We start from the raw sequence: 17030 nt of genomic DNA, 5'->3' as shown, positions 1-17030 counted from the left end.
GATGACAGCATCGGAACTCTTTGAAATCTCGCCGTTACGAATATATCCTCCAACCGCTCCTCGATGGCCGCAGGGTGGAAGTGTTGAAAATCGTGGCGCATCCGAATGGCATCACGTGCATCTCGAACGTGTCGGAAAAGACTGCTTCCCTTCCATCGGTTGGGTCAGGCACGCCTCATGGCGAGCGCTTCGTGTTTGAGGCTTCGGCCGAGATGAGCCAGTTCGATCATCATGAGGCCGAGGTAACCCATGCGGGGAAACCCACGCATTACCGCTCCTTCTCGCCACAGGCTGTTGCGGATCTGCTGGAGACTGCTCGCGGCCGGAGCGGCGAATTGCGCGACCTGATCGAGGCGGCCGAAATCACGTGAGCGATCTTCGAGAGCGAGGCTCGTGACCGCCTGCCTGTCGGGCCAGACGACGCGGCGCTTGAACAATCGCCAGCCCCGCGCGGCCTCATCGGGAAGCCGGCGCAGGTCGGCGGCGGTGAGATCGTCGATATAGGAGAGCGCGGCGTCGAAGAGCCCTGCTTCCCGCGGCGCGACGCGACTTTGCCAATCCGCCACCTGAAGGTTCGACTTCGGTGGCTCTCCCTCGCGCGCGGCCGCAAAGACCCGCACGCTCGGCAGATCGGGCTCGAGCACGGCCTCGATCAGTTGCCAGAACCGAAGCGCCGAAGTCCGCACCTCCCACGGTTTATACACGTCGCTCTCGACGCTCACGCCCAGTGTGCAATCGAAATGCGGTGCCGCGAAGCGCTTATAGTTGCTGCGCGCGAATTGCAGGCCCGACCAGCGCATTTCCGGCACGCCTTCGCGCAACATGCGCACCGTGCTGCCGTACAACCCGGTATCGACCAGGATACCGTGGCGCCGGCCCGCCATGCAGGCGGCGAGATGAGCCCGGAAGCGGCTATCCTGGAGCGCCACCGCCTGCCGCAGCGCACTCGCTCCGGGCTCCTGCGCGCAGATCAGGGTCGCGAAGGAGCTGGCGCGAAACGGCGCCTGCCAGGATGGCGGCAGGTCGAGGTCATCGCATTGGGCGAGCGCCGATGCGGCCTCGCCCATCGGACGCCCTGCGAATTCGCGTCCCAACTCGGCCAGCACGCCATCCCGGGGCGGCGCCACCGCGGTTCGGGCCGCGACGAGGCGAGAGACCATCAGGGCCTCCGCGGGAAGCCGTGCAGGCAGGCCGGTGCGCGCGAGGAAGCGCTCGTAGACCAGTTTCAGGCGCAGACCACCGCGCGCGCAGAAGAGCAGGGCGGCATCGCCGGGCTCGGGGAGGAAGCGCTCGAACAGCCAGAGCCGTTGGCAGAACTCGGCCAGGATGGGGCCGAGCGCCGCGCGTCCGAACTGCTCAGCATCCATCGTGGCGAGGTCGGTCGTCGCTCTCATGCCAGGCCGCTCCTCGTCCTGGCGGAGCGCTGGAGCGCCGTCTGCAGAGCCTGGACCAGACGTGACTGAACGGCGTCGGTTCGACGTCGGAAGATCAGGTGGCGCGGCCGTGCGACCTGCAACGTCCGCAGGCCGGCGGCCCGTGCCATCGTGATATCGGCCCGCTCATCGTCGCCGATATGAAGGATATCGGCCGGCGCGACGCCCTCGGCGCGCAGGACCGCCCCGAACAACGCACCGGTGCGCTTGGTTGCGTTGTGGTCCGCGCTGGTGTGGATCTGCTCGACCGGATGCCGTGGCGCGAGCGCGGCCAGAAGCTGCGCGATCGTACTCGCCTCATGATAGGTGTCGCTGACGGCGATGATCCGGCACCCGACCCGCGCCTGCGCCGTGAGCCAAGTGAAGAGTGCCTTGTTCGGTGTCAGCTGCGCCTGTTCCACCGCGATCTCGGCATCGTGCAGGATTGCCGCGGCATCGGTGTCGAGATCGAGGATCCGCGCCATCGCGTCGATCATGTCGGCGAAGCGGACGTCTCCGGTGGGGCGGGCGAGATCGAGGGCCCGATAGGCATGTCGCTGAACCTCGATCCGCGCGTGCAGGATCGCGGCCGACGAAAGCGCGATTCCCTTCTCGACGGCGAGCCGCCGCGAGGCCAGATCCGCGATGTCGCGGAAGCGGCGGCGCTCGGATCGATGGTCGCGGTGGAGCAACGTGTCGAACACGTCGCAGGACACCACCCGTGCCGCAGCTCTCTCGGGCAGAACCATAGCGCCTCTCATCACGAAGGGTCACCGCGCGCCCGGCCGTGACGGCTCCGCCTCGATGTCCCCAGGCATAGGCCGAGGGCCGATCCAGGCTGAGCCCAAACTGCTCAGGCACCCCAACGTAGAGTCATCGCGCAGCCCGACAGGTAAATCCGGTAAATTCCTGGCCGATGTCGGGAATAGTCTGACAGACCGGCGAGAGACGGAGGCCCTAGCGTCGCCACATACAGAAATCGTTAACCCTGAGGCCTTCGATGCAAACGGCCATCGTCCATTACTGGCTTGTCGGCATGCGTGGCGGCGAGAAGGTGGTGGAGTCCCTCTGCCGCCTCTACCCGGACGCCGACCTCTTCGTCCATGTCTACAGACCCGAAGCGGTCAGTCCACTGATCCGCGCGCGACAGATAACACAGACCTTCATCGGCCGATTACCGTTCGCGGCAAAACTCTACAAGAACTACCTGCCGCTGATGCCGATGGCATTGGAGCAACTCGACCTCCGCAAGTACGATCTCATCATCAGCAGCGAGTCGGGACCTGCGAAAGGCATCGTTCCCCCTCCCGGCTCGGTCCATATCTGCTATTGCCATTCGCCGATGCGCTATGTCTGGAACATGTTCCATGAGTATCGGCGCACCAGCGGACGCCTGAAGCGGCTCCTGATGCTGCCGGCAGCCCATTACATCCGCTCCTGGGACGCATTGTCCGCGCAACGGGTCGATCATTTCGTCGCGAATTCCCACACGGTGGCGGAGCGCATCACCCGCTACTATCGGCGCGACTCGCAGGTGATCCCTCCGCCCGTCGCGGTGGAGGATTTCTACATCGATCCCGAAGCGGGCAAGGACGGGACCTGGCTGATGGCGGGGGAGCTCGTTCCCTACAAGCGGCCCGACCTCGCCGTGCGTGCCTTCAACCGGATGGGCCGACGCCTCATCGTCGTCGGCGGCGGGGAGATGCTAGACGAACTGCGCCGGCTAGCCGGTCCGACCGTCACCGTGCTGGGACCACAGCCCTTCGCTACCTTGCGGCAGCTCTACGCTGAATCCTTCGCGCTCGTTTTCCCCGGTGAGGAAGATTTCGGCATCGTGCCGGTGGAATCGATGGCGAGCGGGCGGCCGGTCCTGGCCTTCGGCCGTGGTGGTGCCACCGAGACCGTCGTCGAAGGGGTGACGGGCTTGTTCTTCCATACGCAGAGCGTCGAAGCGATCATCGACGGGGTCGAGCGGATGCAGACTCTCAAGGTAAATCCGCAGGCGATCCGCATCCACGCCGAGCGTTTTGCCACCGCCGTGTTCGAGCGGCGCATGCGCAACTTCATCGACTCGGTCACGTCACGGGCAGGAACAGTGCCGGTCCCGCATCAGAACCTCGTCTTGGTCAAACCTGAACGAGCCTGAGAGTGGCGGGCCATCCCGGCCATGCGGCACTGCAGCAAAAGGCGATCGGCCAATCCCTATGGCGTCGAATCCTATCGGCTCCGTCCATAAGCCATGTCGACCTGTGGGGACCCTCTCGTCGCGAGAAAGCCTGACAATGCCGCTGTGAATCCTGACGCAGGCGCCAGACGACGATACTCGCTTCGCGGAAAAATTATTGATATCGAATAGTTAACAAGAAGTTAATAACAAATTCAGATCGGACTACGCCTCGCACATTTGACGTCGGTGAATGTCGATGACCTGCGATTGCCAAGTACAAAAGCAGTGTCGCAGCTATTCGATCAAGCCGAATCTATCAGGATCGTGATCATTTCATTTCTCTTGAGGAGGTTTTCGTGCTGATTGGAAACCCGATTGAAGCCTCGCTCAGCGCTTCTCCTGTTCCGGAGCTCCAGCACCCTGTCGCGCATGCTGCATCGAGCCGTACCAAGCGCATCATGGATATTACCTTGGCGGCGACGGCGCTGATCTTACTCAGTACAATTTTGGTCATTATCGCCGCGGCCGTGTTTTTCTCAGATCGCGGCCCGGTCCTGATCCGTCATCGTCGAATTGGCAAGAGCGGCACGCCGTTCGGATGCCTGAAGTTCCGCACCATGGTGGTCGACGCGGATGCCGCCCTGGTTCGGCATCTCGCACTGCACCCGGACGCGATGCTCGAGTGGCAGGCGACGCGCAAGCTTCGCAACGACCCGCGCATCACGCCACTCGGCAAGCTTTTGCGCGATACGAGCCTCGATGAGCTGCCTCAACTGATGAACATTATTCGTGGCGACATGAGTCTGGTGGGGCCGCGTCCGATCGTTGCTGAAGAAATGGCGCGCTACGGGGCCGCCATCGCCGACTACAAGGCGGTTCGTCCGGGCCTCACAGGCTTGTGGCAGTGTAGCGGTCGCAATGACGTTTCCTATGAGGGACGTGTCATGCTGGACCGCGAATACGTCCGGACTTGGTCGCTTCTGCGAGACGTGACGATCATGCTCAAGACCGTTCCGGCGGTCGTCGCTTCCAGAGGCGTCTATTGAACGATTAGGCATTCGGTTCGTAGCAAGACAACTTCCGCTGTCGCCACGCAGCGGAAGTTGTCTTGGATTGTCTCCCCGATCGACTCTGCGTCCTGTGCTCCAATTGGCTCAGAACTCAGTCCGAACCTTCGCTCTGGATGGCTCGATGGGGCTTTGTGACGTCGCATCCCGCTGAGCCGATGCCGGCTCCTGCTTCTGAACCCGCGCCGGTGCGACGCGCGGTTTCGGCTTAGGCCGCATCGGGTGAACCAGTACTGCTTTCGGTTTTTGCAAAGGGAAACGCTGCGTTGCTGCCATATCCGGGAAGGCCGCACCGACGAACGGCAGAGATCCGGTGGGCATCTGCTGCGCACAATTGCTCACCACCGCACGGTAGGTCGCCCCCTCGATGTCCACTCCCACGACGCAGGTGACGGGATGGTAGATCTCTTCGAAGGAGAACTTTCCGGCCTCGTCCGACGTCGAGTGAAACCGCATGTCCAGCGTCACCGATGTGTGCGGTTTATCTGTCGTTCCGACGACATATAGCCGTCCGATCGCCAGGGCGGCCATCGAGACATTCGATGCCGATCGGGATTCGGTGACCGACAGGAGCAGCGCCGTTCCGATCATGCCAACATTGACCACTGATCGTCGAATGCCGGAACCACAATTGCAGGCCAAGTTGTCATTTTTCATGTCCAAGCCCTGCCTAGATGCGGAATTCCATATAATCGCTTTGGAAATTTTAGCCGTGATCCACATTGAATCAATACACCGGAAGAGTTAAGCATAGATTTCTGGACAATCGCGTCGAGATGCCTGCCATGATTACAGATAGAACGTGTCAGGAAAATCATGACATCGCTATATCGGAAGTGATGTTGAGAATGTGTGCGCCGAAATGGACAAATGAAATCGGGATGCCACGCTGTCAGCCGTGAATCGGCGGTCGTTCGCGTCATCCCATTCTTCAAGGCAGCTCGCGTGGCGGCGGATTGCTTGGTGCAGGGTGTCGCGTCGCTTCACGCGGATCTGGCCGTGCGCCAAACCTGTCGCTCCTCGACCCGGATGGATTGCTCGATCGTGTATTGAACAGAAGCGGGGATCACGATGCTGGAGTTGTACCAAACCACTGCCTACGCCGAGCAGAATCCGAGCTGGCACGAGGAGGATGCACCCTGGAAGGCTTCGAAGATCGCCGCGATTCTCAAGAAGAATCACGTCTCCATCGACTCCCTCTGCGAGATCGGCTGCGGGACCGGGGACATCCTGCTGAACCTGGAAAAGGCATTCTCGTTTTCGACGGCGTCAGGCTTCGAGATTTCCTCGCATGCTTACTTGCGCGCTAAGTCGAAGGAGACGAGACGGACGAAGTTCTTTCTCGACAGCCCGCTCGAACGGACCGACCTCAACTTCGATGTCCTCCTCGCTATCGACGTAATCGAGCATGTCGAGGATTATATCAGTTTCCTGAAGCAGATCCGCCCGATGGCGAAGCGTAAGGTCTTCCACATCCCGCTCGACTTGTCGGTGCAGTCGCTGCTTCGGCAATGGCCGATTCTCAAGCTTCGAGCCGATGTCGGGCACCTGCATTACTTCTTCAAGGAATCGGCGTTGGCGTCGCTTCGCGACTGCGGCTACCGCATTATCGACTATCAATACACCGCGAGCCGCCTCGAATTACCAAATCAGGCGTTGTCCAGCCGGATCATGCGGCTGCCGCGTCGCGCCCTGTTCAATCTGAGCCCGGATCTCGTCGTAAGACTGCTGGGCGGATATTCCTTGCTTGTCCTCGCCGAATGACTCGCGCCGCCATGACTCGCACCGCGATGTCGCCAATCGATCCATCTCAGGTCATCGGTAAGGCAGGAACCGGCACGGTGAGCACGCTCGGCCATTATGGCATCAACGGCCGGTTCCTCACTCAACCCGTCACGGGCGTGCAGCGCTACGCATGGAACGTCACGCGCGCGATCGGCGCGGCTCTGGCTCCGCAGAGTATGTCCGTGCCGCTTCTGGTTCCACGCATGGCGGCCGATCCCGGCTTGGCCGGGATCACGCCTGCGCCCGTCGGGCGGATCGGAGGGCATGTCTGGGAGCAAGTCGCGCTGCCGCAGGCATGGCCGGGACGGCTCCTGAATCTCTGCAACACGGCGCCGGCCGTAAAGGCCGATCAGGTCGTCTGCATTCACGACGCCAACGTCTTCCTCGCACCCGAAAGCTACGGTCTCGGCTTTCGGACCTATTATCGGGCACTCCAGCCATTACTGGTTCGCCGCAAGGCCCGGATCGCCACCGTCTCGGCGTTCTCGGCCAAGCAGATCGCCCAACATCTCGGTCTGCGCGTCGAGGATATCGCTGTCCTTCCCAACGGCCACGAGCACGCGCTGACCTGGAACCCGGCACGGGCGCGGATCGCGCCGGAAGCGTTGGGATCCGGGATGGGCCGGGCACGTCCCTTCGTTCTCGCCCTTGGCTCTCGAGCCCGCCACAAGAACCTGCGCCTCCTGCTCGAGATTGCCCCCGCGCTCGACGCCCTCGGCCTCGACCTGCTCGTCGCGGGTGGCCAGGCCGGCATCTTCGTCGCCGAGACGCTCCAGGCGGCCGCGAATGTCAGGCACCTCGGCGTCGTGACCGATGACGACCTGGCCTTCCTGATGGAGCGTGCGCTCTGCCTCGCCTTCCCGTCGATGACCGAAGGCTTCGGCCTGCCCGTGCTGGAGGCCATGGCGCGCGGCTGTCCCGTCGTCTCGTCCGACCGGGCGAGCCTGCCGGAGATCTGCGGCGATGCCGCCCTGATGGCGCCCCCCGACGATCCCGCCCGGTGGATCGCGCAGATCCGGGCGGTGCTCATGTCGCCCGGCCTGCGGGAGGATCTGTCCGGACGCGGGCGTAACCGCGCTGAAGCGTATTCCTGGGCCGGAACCGCCGATGGCTATGCCGAGATGATGACGAGCCCCTGGATTCGCGGAACCGCCCGGAAGAACGGCGCTGCCGCGCTGCCGCGCGTCGCCGTCGTCATCGCGACGTTGGGGCGGCCGCAGGTGGTGAACGAGACTCTGCGGCGATTGCTCGACCATCAGAGTATGAAGCCGGCGGCAATCGTGGTGTCGTGCGTCTCGCCCGAAGACGTGGGCGATGTCGCCGGCCGACCGGGCGTGACGGTCGTCACCGGCCGTCGCGGGCTGGCGGCGCAGCGCAACGCAGCCCTCGCGGCCCTGCCGGAGGGAATCGACGTGGTCGCGTTCTTCGACGACGACTTCGTCGCCCATGAGGATTGGCTCGCGATCGCGGCACGGGTGTTTGCGGGCGAACCCGACATCGTCGGCTTCACCGGCGACGTGCTGGCGGATGGCATCAAGGGACCCGGCCTCAGCTTCGCCGAGGTGGATCGCCTGCTCATGTCCGCGTCCCCGGTGCGCGGACCGCTGATCGAACCTTTCAGCCCCTATGGTTGCAACATGGCCTTCCGGCGCTCGGCCATCGGAGACCTGCGTTTCGACGAACGCCTCGTTCTGTATGGCTGGCTCGAGGATCGCGATTTCGGAGCGGCGCTGGCGCAGAAGGGCGGTCGGCTGGTGAAATGCGTCGACGCGCGCGGGGTCCATATGGGGGTGAAGGGCGGCCGCATCGCAGGCGACCGGCTCGGATACTCCCAGGTCGTCAACCCGCTCTACATGCTGCGTAAAGGCACCATGACCTCGAAGCAGGTCATCGATCACCTCTTCCGGAACATCACCAGCAATCTGGCCCTCGCCGTGCGGCCGGAACCCTTCATCGATCGGCGCGGGCGCCTTCGCGGCAATGTGCGGGGGCTGATCGACGTGCTCCTCGGACGTCTCGAGCCGGAACGCGCCGCGCAGATCCGCACTTTGGCGGGGAGATAATCATGTACAGCAAGCTTCCGTTTACCGGTGAGCGGGGATCGGCCCTCTGGCCCCTCGTCGAGACGACGGCGCCGGCGGTGTCGGATGGTCCTCTCGCCGTCATCTCGGCGGTGCTGTTGGCGGCGCGTCGCCACAAACTGAAATTCGCGCTCTGGATGCTGGCCTGTATCGGCGTGGCCGCCGCCTACGCCTACACCGCCACGCCGTCCTACACCGCGACCGCGACGCTGCTTCTCGAACCACGCCGGCAAGCGCCACAGGCCTCGCAGGATTCGCCGCTGTCATCGGGCTTCGATGTGAGCCGCGCCGAGAGCGAATTGCAGGTCCTGCGCTCCGAGCGGCTGCTGACCCACGTCTTCGGCAGCCTCAACCTCGCCAATCACCCCGAGTTCAAGGCGCAGCCGCCCGGCCTGCTGGGGATGCTGCGCGATGCCGTCGGCAGCATCTTGGGCCACCTCTTCGGGAGCGGACCCGCCGAGCCCCAAAGCCCGCAGGACGCACAGCAGCAGATGTTCGAGAATTTCGTCCAGCACATGACTGTGCGGCGCGTCGGCCAATCCTACGTGGCCGAGATTTCCTACACCGCCAACGATCCGACCCTGGCGCGTCGCGTGGCCAATGCCGCGGCCTCCGCCTATCTCCTGCAATCCATCGCCGCCAAGGCGGACGCGGCCAAGAACGGAGCCGAGTTCCTGCAGGGACGGCTCAACGCGCTCTCGGCCCAAGCACGCTCAGCCTCGGCCGCCGTCGCTGCCGGATCGCTGCCCGAGGCTCCGACACCCGACGCGGATGCACGCGTGATCGGCGCGGCGCTTCAGCCGCTCAAGCCGTCCGCTCCCCGCAAGGCGCTGATCCTGTCGCTCGGCGCCATGATCGGCCTCGTCGGCGGCTTCCTGGGCGTTGCGATTGGGCAGGCACTCGACCGCAAGATCCGCACGCCGCAAGACATCGCCCAACATCTGGGCCTGTCCTGCCTGACGACCCTTCCGGAGATCGGGGTCAGGAGCGGATCGCTTTGGCGCCGCAGGGCCGGGCCGGGGACGCTCGCCGCATCGGTACCGGGCGCTGCGTTCGCCAAGGGCATCCGCAAGCTGCGCGCCTCCATGCAACTCGCCGTCAGCGGCAGGACGGGGGATGTGACGGTCGCTCTGGTCGGCTGTGCCCCCGGTGTCGGCACTTCGTTGATCGGCTTCCACCTCGCCTGCCTGATCCGCGACAGCGGCCGGCCGGTCACGCTCATCGACGGCGACGTGCACGGAACGGCGATGTGGCCTCCGGCCGGGCGGAATCCGCAACCGGCGAACAGCCTCGCCGAGCTGCTCCACGACAGTAGAACTCTCGACGAGGCGAACTTCCTGGATCGTGGCGGGATCTCGATGATCCCGGCGAGGTCGACCAATGCGGCGCTCAACAAGCGCGCGTATCTCGGCGCGCCGGCCTTGCAGCAGGTGATGGAGCACCTGCGCCGCACCGGCGTCGTCATCCTCGACCTTCCGCCCCTGACGGTCGCGATGGAAGCCTGCGCGGCCGCCAAACATGCGGATGCCGTCGTGGTCGTGGCCGAGGCCGGCCACACGACGGTGGATCAACTCGCCGATGTGGTGACCAGCCTGAAAGGCGTCGGCGCGAACGTCATCGGAGTCGCTCTGAACCGGAGCTACATCTGAGACCTGCCCGCGCGACCACGCGGCTGCGGTCGTCCGCCGGACCTCAGTGAGCCTGACCGATCGGTCGGGCTCACTGAGGCTTGGTAAGAGTTGGCCCCGGCATCTGTTTCATCGAAACCGAACGAAAGCTCTGACGTCGTGAGACGTCAGAGCTTTCCGTCGTGACGACTCACGCTCTGCCAAGGCATGTCGATGACGAAAGCTCTGATTCCATGGGGCCCGACGCGGTTGCCCGATCACCGTACCTGAAGAGAGCTTTTACTTCCTGGCCGGCGGCCCGGGCGGACATCCCTCGGGAGGTCCAGCCTCGCGCCCGTAGACATGAACGTAATCGACGAGCAGAACCGAGGGATTGGGGGTTCGATCGATCGGCCAGCCGCTGCCGAGGGCGAGGTTGACCAGCGGATACATCGGGCCGTCCAGTTCGGGCGGCGTAGGCTGCGACCACACTGCCTTCCCATCCCGGAAAAACACGATGTTCTGTGGCGATATGTCGACCCCGAACGTATGATAGTCGCTCGTCAAGGAGTCCGCTTCGACGGTGATGACTTGGTTTTTGCCGCGTTTCTTCGAAACATCCTTATACCATACGTGAACGACGGCCTGGTACGCAGTGGTGAATTGTCCGTAATACTCGATCACGTCGATTTCGACGTTTCCATCCGAGGTTCCGACCGGCTTGAGCGCGGCCAACCAGAAGGCCGGCCAGGTTCCAGGGCCTGGAGGCATCTTCATGCGCGCTTCGAAATAGCCGTATCGCGTCCCCGATCCTGCCCCGGTCGCATCGGCAGCCGCGATGAGCCCTGACGTCCATCGACCGGCGGAATTCTTGGCCGCAGTGATCGACAGGATTCCATCCTTCACCTTGAATGGACCGTTCGGGTGCGGATCGATGAAGACGGCATCTCCAAAATCGCCGCTCCACGGCGTGTGCGCCGTCCAGCGCGCCGGGCCGATCTTGGCCGCGGAGATGCTGTCCGTATCGAAATTCTCGATCAAGACGGGCTTGAGCTCGCATGACGCCGATGGCGTTGCGGCCTCTGCGGCGAGCAGATGCGTCGCCGAAACCGGGAGTGCAAGCAAACACGCGACACCGATGACGCATCGACGATGGAATCCCGGCCGCCGCGCTAAGTGATGCAAAGCTTCACCTGTCTATGGATGAGATGATTGGTTTCTCGCGCGCAGATCGTCTTCGGTCACGGCATCATGCGGCTGCCGGAACGCGCGCCAGGGCCGCCTCGGCCTCGATCGTCGAGACGCGGGCGGTCGGCTGGTAGTTGAAGGCGCCCTGCCGGCCGAAAGACTCGACGCCGAACTGGCGCAGGGCCGACATCATGATGGCGACGCGCTCGCTCGCCCGATCGACGAAGATCGGATAGGCGTTCGGCACGATACGATGCCCTTCGAGGGTGAGATCGCCCACGAACAGGCCGTTACTCGCGACGTGGCGTCGGAATTCCGCCTCCGCCGCCACGGCGGAATTGCCGAGGGGGGCCCCGATCACCTCGACCCCGAAATACTCTCGTCCCCCCGTACGGCCGTAGAAGTCCGAATAGACGGTCAGGCGCTTCCACGCGCTTCCATGCGTAAAGTTGTAGAGGATCGAATGCGGGAAACCGCGCTTGCCTGCGAAGCTGAAGAACAAGCTGATCAGGGTGACGGTCGAAAGCTTCTGGTCGACGCCGAGACCGCAGAGGTCGACCGCCCGATCGATGGGAATTGTCGAGACGAGCCGGCTCGCAACGTAGGGGCGACCGCCGACGGTGACGGTGAAGTCGGCGCCTGACTTGGCGATGCCATCGATCGAGCCGCCGAGGCGAAACGTGGTGCCTGCCGCGCGCAGCCGCTCGGCTGCTTTCGCGTAGAGTTCGGCAAAGCCCGATTTCGGTCGAGCGAGTTGCCGGTTCGTCGGCGCCGCCGCGGGATGGGGCCTGAGGTATCGAAGGAAGGCCTTCGAATTGGCGTGCTCCTTGATCCAGAGCATGCGCTTCTCGGCGAAGTCGAGATCGACGCGCTCGGCCGGCACCCCGAAGAAGCGGGTCATGTAGCTTTCCAAGCCGGAACGCGTCAGCAGATAATCCCCGATCCAGTGGCGCGCGAAATCTCGCGCATTCCCGATGTGCCGATTCCTGAGACGCGAGGCGACGAGGGAGAGGCCGATTCTCAAACAGCCGAGGATGCCCGATTTCAGGACGTCGTCCTTCAGGCTGATCGGGTAGGACGTCACGATACCCTGCGGACTGATTTTGCCCCAGCTCGGATCGATTGGGACGTAAAGAGGAAGCAACTCCGGAAAATGCGCCAGCAACGGCGAATCATCCTGGAAGATAAAACTCCCAACGTCGAAGGTGTAGCCGGCGCACGAATGGTCGATGTGATTGCCGCCGAGATGGTCGAACTCATCGATCACGAGGATGCGGCGATATCCCTGCCGCGCCAGGACCGAGGCGGATACCAGGCCGCTGATTCCGGCGCCGAGCACGATGACGTCGAATTCGGTGTCGATCGTGATCGGGTCCACGGGCGAAGCCTCGGTGTTGAGCATCGGTCCAGAACTCCTCCAGCGCGTCGCGACGAGAACTCAGAGATCAGCCGGGGCGGTAGCGGCTCCGGGGGCATGGGCGCTCCAACCCGGAGAGGTGCTCCGCCCCCGCTTCCCGTGGCTTCGATCGTGGAATCGCATCGCTCTCCGGCATCATCGCGCTTCGAACCGGCAAGAGCTGACAGGGCACGGAATGTTAGTTTCACCAGCGCGTGCGATGTCTGTCAGGATTTTGCCGGGTAATGTCGGAATTTTCGGAGCTAGACGACAGAGTATCAATTGGGAATGTTCGAGATATCGATGACTGCATGCTTCGTATCAGGGCGCACCGGCGATTGCGAATAGGCAAACACAGATGACGGGCGGACATGTTTTCGAGAGCCCTCATCGCTTGGTCAGTCCCATGATCGCGGTCGTGATCACGTGTTACAATTACGAGCGTTACGTCGAAGGCGCGATCCGAAGCGTGCTGGACCAGAACTGCGACGCCTGCGAATTGGTCGTCATCGATGACGGTTCGACCGATGCATCGTGGGACATCATTGGTCGCACGGGGGTCAGGGCATTCAGGACGGAGAACCGTGGCCAGCGTGCCGCGTGCCTCTACGGTCTGGAGAGAACGTCAGCGCCGTTCATCCTGTTTCTCGATGCGGACGACGAGTGCAAACCGGGCGCGCTCAAGACGATCCTGAAGGCGCTCGATCCGAGCGTTGCCAAACTACAGTTTTCACTGACCTGCATCGACGACGCCGACCGCGTCATTCGGCCGAGACACCCTGTGCTGCGGGCGTTCCGCGAGCGGGACAACCTCGCGAAGCAGGTGCTGCGCAGCGCGGTCTACCAGACGCCGCCGACCTCCGGGAACGTGTTTCGACGCGATGTCTGCGAACTCCTGAGCGAATGCGATTACGATCGCGCGGTCGATGGCGTGATCCTGTTCGCGGCCCCCTTCATGGGGGATGTCATCAGCCTGCCGGAGGATCTCGGGATCTATCGCATCCATGACCGGAATGATTCCGGCCTTGGGCGATTGCCGGATGCCTCGACCTTCGAGCGTGATCTGCGCCGGTTCCTGCTCAGGGCTGCTCATCTGAAGGAGATCATACGGCGGTATCGCCCCGAGGCCCGGCTCATCGACGCGCGCGAGACCTACTATTTCCACAGCACGCTCTTCTGCGCGGCAATCTGCGCCGGGCGACGGCTCAGTCCCAGGGACTTCCTGAAGCTGTTGTGGGTTCTCGCGTCGGAGCCGCACCCCATCAGGCAGAAGGCCATGAACGCGGCCTTCTGCCTCGTTACATACCTCGCACCCTTGAAGCGCGCGAAAGCGCTGCTGGCGTGCCGCCTCTCCGTCGGCGAACGCTCCGCGCGCAGTCTCCTTCGCGCGGCGATGGCAAGCGGGTGATGGCAAGCGGGTGGGCAAGGGCGGTGGGCAACCGGCCGCCTTCGCCTGCCCGGCCAATCAACACGCGACCGGAGCCTCACCGGCTCTTATCGCAGGACGACACGACGACGGACAGGACATTGGTTTTCAGGGACCCGTTCACGGGCCGCACAGGGTCGATCAGCGGAGCGACGCGTGAGGCGAACAGCAGGATTGCACATTGCGCGTACTGCATCTTCTCAACCACACACGCCGCCTGAACGGGCACGTTCACGCCGCCATCGACCTCGCCTGCGCACAGTCGGCGTTGGGGCACACGGTCGCCATGGCGAGCCAGGGCGGCGATTTCGATGGGCTCCTTCGCGCCAACGCCATCGAGACCTTCGCGGTCAGTCATGAGCGTCGGATCGGCCAGATCATCCGATCGCTGTTCCAGCTCCGCGCCCTCATCCGGTCCTGGCAGCCCGATATCATCCACGCTCACATGATGACGAGCGCGGTCCTTGCCTGGCCGATCTGCAAGCTCGCGGGCGTTCCGCTGATCACGACGGTTCACAACGAATTCGAGAAAAGCGCGATCCTGATGGGCCTGGGCGACCGGGTGATCACGGTCAGTGCCGCTGTCGGGCGATCCATCGAGAAGCGCGGTATTGCACGCTCGCGCATTCACGTCGTGCTGAACGGGACGATCGGAACCGTGCGCGCGCGCGGTCGCGATGAACATCCGCGGATGCTCGCGCAGCCGGCGATCGTCTTCGTCGGCGGCCTGCACCCACGCAAGGGATTGCCGGACCTGCTTCAGGCCTTCGAGCGTGTCCACCGCCGGAACGGCAAGGCGCATCTCTACATCGTCGGCGGAGGTCCCTTCCAGGAGACCTACTCTACCCTGGCGTCCGGTCTGTCATGCGCGAGCGCGATCACCTTCGCCGGCGCCCAGGGCGACCCCTATCCGTGGATGCTGGGGGCGGACATCTTCGCCCTGCCTTCGCATGCGGACCCGGCTCCCCTCGTGTTGTCCGAGGCGCGCGAGGCGGGATGCGCCATCGTCGCCACGTCGGTCGACGGAATCCCTGAACTCCTGGAGCAGGGCCGCGCCGGCATCCTCGTGCCACCGCACGATCCCGAGGCGATGGCCGACGCGCTTCTCTCGTTGATCGATCAGCCCGAGACGCTCCGCGCCTGGAAGGAGAAGAGCCAGGTCAACATCGATCACATGCGCATCGATCGCGTGGCCCAGGAAACCCTCGCGGTCTACGCGCTGGCGAGGCAGCGCCGGTCCAGTCCCGTCGCGATGTCGGATCGGAGCAGAGCATGAGCCACGCTAAAAGTAATCGACGTGGCGCGGAGCCACTTCGCGAGCATCTCCCTCGTTCCATTCGGCAGAGCGGTAACACTTGATGCTCGGTTCCAAGACGCTACTGGGCGCGGGCTGGAGCGTACTGGCGCGGCTTGCCAGCCGCATCGTCGATTTCGTGACCCTGCTCGTCCTGGCAAGGATGCTCGGCCCTGCGGATTTCGGCCTGACGGCGATTGCCGTGTCGATCATCTCCATCGTCGACATGGTTCTCGAAGTTCCACTCGTTCAAGCCCTGACGCGCCTGCGAGACCTCGGCAAAGCGCATCTCGATACGGCCTTCACCCTCGGTCTGGCGCGGGGCGGCGCCGTGGCGATCCTGCTGGTCGGGGCGGCTTGGCCGATCGCGATGATCTATCAGGATGAACGGCTCTTCTGGCTGATCATCGTCCTGGCGCTCGGGCCGATCGCGCGGACCCTCTACAGCCCGGCGATGGTGTATTTCTATCGAGAGCTCGATTTCCGGACCGCTTTCATCGCGGATTTTTCAGGAAAGCTGGTTGCCTCCGCCATGTCCGTCGGAGTGCTCGCGGCAGGGGGCGGCTATTGGGCCATCGTCGTCAATATCGTCGCATCGTCGGTGATCCCCACGATCCTGTCCTACGTCTTCGCTCCCTATCGGCCCGCGACGTCCCTCGAGAGACTGTCGGATTTCGCGAGTTTCACCGGCTGGTTCACGTCCTCGCAGATCGTGGCGGCCCTGAACTGGCAATATGACCGGGTATTCCTCGGCTATCATCTCGATAAGGCGAGTCTCGGACGCTATACGGTCGCCAGCGATTTCTCCGTGCTGCCCACTCAAACCATCATCGGGCCGGCCATGAGGCCGGTCATGGCGGCATTCTCCAAGATCTCGCACGATCCGGTGCGGCTGAGAACCGCTTTCCTCAAGGCCTCGCGCCTGACGATGTTCATCGCGGCGCCGGCCGGGATCGGGATCGCGCTGACCTCGGACCTGATCGTCACGATCATTCTCGGAACGCAGTGGATCGAGGCCGCCGGCTACCTGAAATGGCTCGCCCTATCCGTCGTCCTGTCGGCTTACTATCAACCCTTCTATGCCCTCTGCTTGGCCACCGACCGAACGAAGCTCATATTTACGGTCAATGCTCTCGATTTCATCGTGAAGGTCGGGTTGACGACGGTCGCCTTCTACGTGGGAGGCCTCTACGGGATGCTCTATGCTCGTGCGCTGGCTTCCGTATTTCTCTTTCTCGTCAGTGCCTTCTACGCCCGGCGCCTCTTGGGAGTGACGCTGTTCTCGCAGATCGGTAACTTGTGGCAGGTGGCGCTTTCCTGCGCGATCATGAGCATCCTCGTGAGCATGCTTCACCAGGCCTTGCCTCTGATCGATTTCGGCGTCGTCGGAGGATTGCTCACGATGTCTGTCGCAGGCGGGTTGATCTATGTCGGGTGCATGTTGGCGTTCGGCTTCCGCATGCGCGCGCTGATCTAAGGTCACCGACCCGCCGAATCACGTCGTCAGAAGAAACCGTTCGGATCGGGCTGGAGCGATGTCGGGAGCCAGAGTGGGGCAGTCTTCGCCGACTGTGGAAATGGTTTGGCTATGCGATGTTCTTCAGAAA

At 63.4% G+C, this 17030-nt stretch carries 13 protein-coding genes and 1 pseudogene; 9 read left to right on the top strand and 5 right to left on the bottom strand.

What is annotated here, in order from left to right:
• Positions 1 to 164 precede the first annotated feature (164 nt).
• Both A3OK_RS0116460 and A3OK_RS22980 read right to left on the bottom strand, forming a co-directional pair.
• Positions 165 to 1394 (bottom strand): hypothetical protein, encoded by a 1230-nt coding sequence (locus A3OK_RS0116460; protein WP_026597333.1) that lies wholly within the window; start codon positions 1392 to 1394, stop codon positions 165 to 167.
• Positions 1391 to 2161 carry an HAD family hydrolase gene (locus A3OK_RS22980; RefSeq protein WP_051092932.1) on the bottom strand — a complete coding sequence of 257 codons (771 nt, stop codon included), beginning with the start codon at positions 2159 to 2161 and terminating at the stop codon, positions 1391 to 1393. The genes A3OK_RS0116460 and A3OK_RS22980 overlap by 4 nt, the downstream gene beginning before the upstream one ends.
• Positions 2162 to 2412: 251 nt before the next feature.
• On the opposite strand from A3OK_RS22980, the gene A3OK_RS0116450 reads away from it, so the two are divergent.
• Together A3OK_RS0116450 and A3OK_RS0116445 are read left to right on the top strand one after the other, a co-directional pair.
• On the top strand, positions 2413 to 3558 hold the full coding sequence (locus A3OK_RS0116450) for a glycosyltransferase (protein ID WP_019905989.1): 1146 nt from the start codon (positions 2413 to 2415) through the stop codon (positions 3556 to 3558).
• Between the two features lie 377 nt (positions 3559 to 3935).
• Positions 3936 to 4625, top strand: a complete 690-nt coding sequence (locus tag A3OK_RS0116445) for a sugar transferase (RefSeq protein WP_026597332.1) — start codon at positions 3936 to 3938, stop codon at positions 4623 to 4625.
• Positions 4626 to 4733: 108 nt separating this feature from the next.
• Here the strand turns inward: A3OK_RS0116445 and A3OK_RS0116440 are convergent, their stop codons facing one another.
• Positions 4734 to 5303: a hypothetical protein gene (locus A3OK_RS0116440; protein WP_155912058.1), complete on the bottom strand. Its 570-nt coding sequence runs from the start codon at positions 5301 to 5303 to the stop codon at positions 4734 to 4736.
• A gap of 414 nt (positions 5304 to 5717) precedes the next feature.
• On the opposite strand from A3OK_RS0116440, the gene A3OK_RS0116430 reads away from it, so the two are divergent.
• From A3OK_RS0116430 to A3OK_RS0116420, 3 genes are all read left to right on the top strand, one after another.
• On the top strand, positions 5718 to 6410 hold the full coding sequence (locus tag A3OK_RS0116430) for a class I SAM-dependent methyltransferase (RefSeq protein WP_019905985.1): 693 nt from the start codon (positions 5718 to 5720) through the stop codon (positions 6408 to 6410).
• A 77-nt stretch (positions 6411 to 6487) separates the two neighbouring features.
• Positions 6488 to 8494, top strand: coding sequence for a glycosyltransferase (locus A3OK_RS0116425; protein WP_026597331.1), 2007 nt, complete (start codon positions 6488 to 6490; stop codon positions 8492 to 8494).
• A gap of 2 nt (positions 8495 to 8496) precedes the next feature.
• Positions 8497 to 10161, top strand: coding sequence for a Wzz/FepE/Etk N-terminal domain-containing protein (locus tag A3OK_RS0116420; RefSeq protein ID WP_019905983.1), 1665 nt, complete (start codon positions 8497 to 8499; stop codon positions 10159 to 10161).
• 258 nt (positions 10162 to 10419) lie between these two features.
• On the opposite strand, the gene A3OK_RS22975 is transcribed toward A3OK_RS0116420, so the two are convergent.
• Both A3OK_RS22975 and A3OK_RS0116410 read right to left on the bottom strand, forming a co-directional pair.
• The gene (locus A3OK_RS22975) at positions 10420 to 11160 is read right to left on the bottom strand and encodes a glycoside hydrolase family 16 protein (RefSeq protein ID WP_019905982.1); all 741 of its coding nucleotides are present in this window, start codon (positions 11158 to 11160) and stop codon (positions 10420 to 10422) included.
• 208 nt (positions 11161 to 11368) lie between these two features.
• Positions 11369 to 12709 carry an NAD(P)-binding protein gene (locus A3OK_RS0116410; RefSeq protein WP_019905981.1) on the bottom strand — a complete coding sequence of 447 codons (1341 nt, stop codon included), beginning with the start codon at positions 12707 to 12709 and terminating at the stop codon, positions 11369 to 11371.
• A 400-nt stretch (positions 12710 to 13109) separates the two neighbouring features.
• Here A3OK_RS0116410 and A3OK_RS0116405 point away from each other — a divergent pair, with 400 nt between their 5' ends.
• The 4 genes and pseudogenes from A3OK_RS0116405 to A3OK_RS0116395 all read left to right on the top strand — a co-directional run bounded on the left by A3OK_RS0116405 (position 13110) and on the right by A3OK_RS0116395 (position 16900).
• Positions 13110 to 14111 carry a glycosyltransferase family 2 protein gene (locus A3OK_RS0116405; RefSeq protein ID WP_019905980.1) on the top strand — a complete coding sequence of 334 codons (1002 nt, stop codon included), beginning with the start codon at positions 13110 to 13112 and terminating at the stop codon, positions 14109 to 14111.
• A gap of 199 nt (positions 14112 to 14310) precedes the next feature.
• Positions 14311 to 14715 (top strand): annotated as a pseudogene (locus tag A3OK_RS24825) (glycosyltransferase); the annotation flags it as partial.
• Positions 14716 to 14820: 105 nt separating this feature from the next.
• Complete coding sequence (locus A3OK_RS24820) at positions 14821 to 15405, top strand: glycosyltransferase family 4 protein (RefSeq protein ID WP_348625433.1); 585 nt, start codon at positions 14821 to 14823, stop codon at positions 15403 to 15405.
• An 82-nt stretch (positions 15406 to 15487) separates the two neighbouring features.
• Positions 15488 to 16900, top strand: a complete 1413-nt coding sequence (locus tag A3OK_RS0116395; RefSeq protein WP_019905978.1) for a lipopolysaccharide biosynthesis protein — start codon at positions 15488 to 15490, stop codon at positions 16898 to 16900.
• Positions 16901 to 17030 lie beyond the last annotated feature (130 nt).

The organism is Methylobacterium sp. 77, assembly GCF_000372825.1.
Classification (GTDB): domain Bacteria; phylum Pseudomonadota; class Alphaproteobacteria; order Rhizobiales; family Beijerinckiaceae; genus Methylobacterium.
Note: the sequence above shows the minus strand (reverse complement) of the source record. Positions and strands in the feature narration are given on the sequence as shown.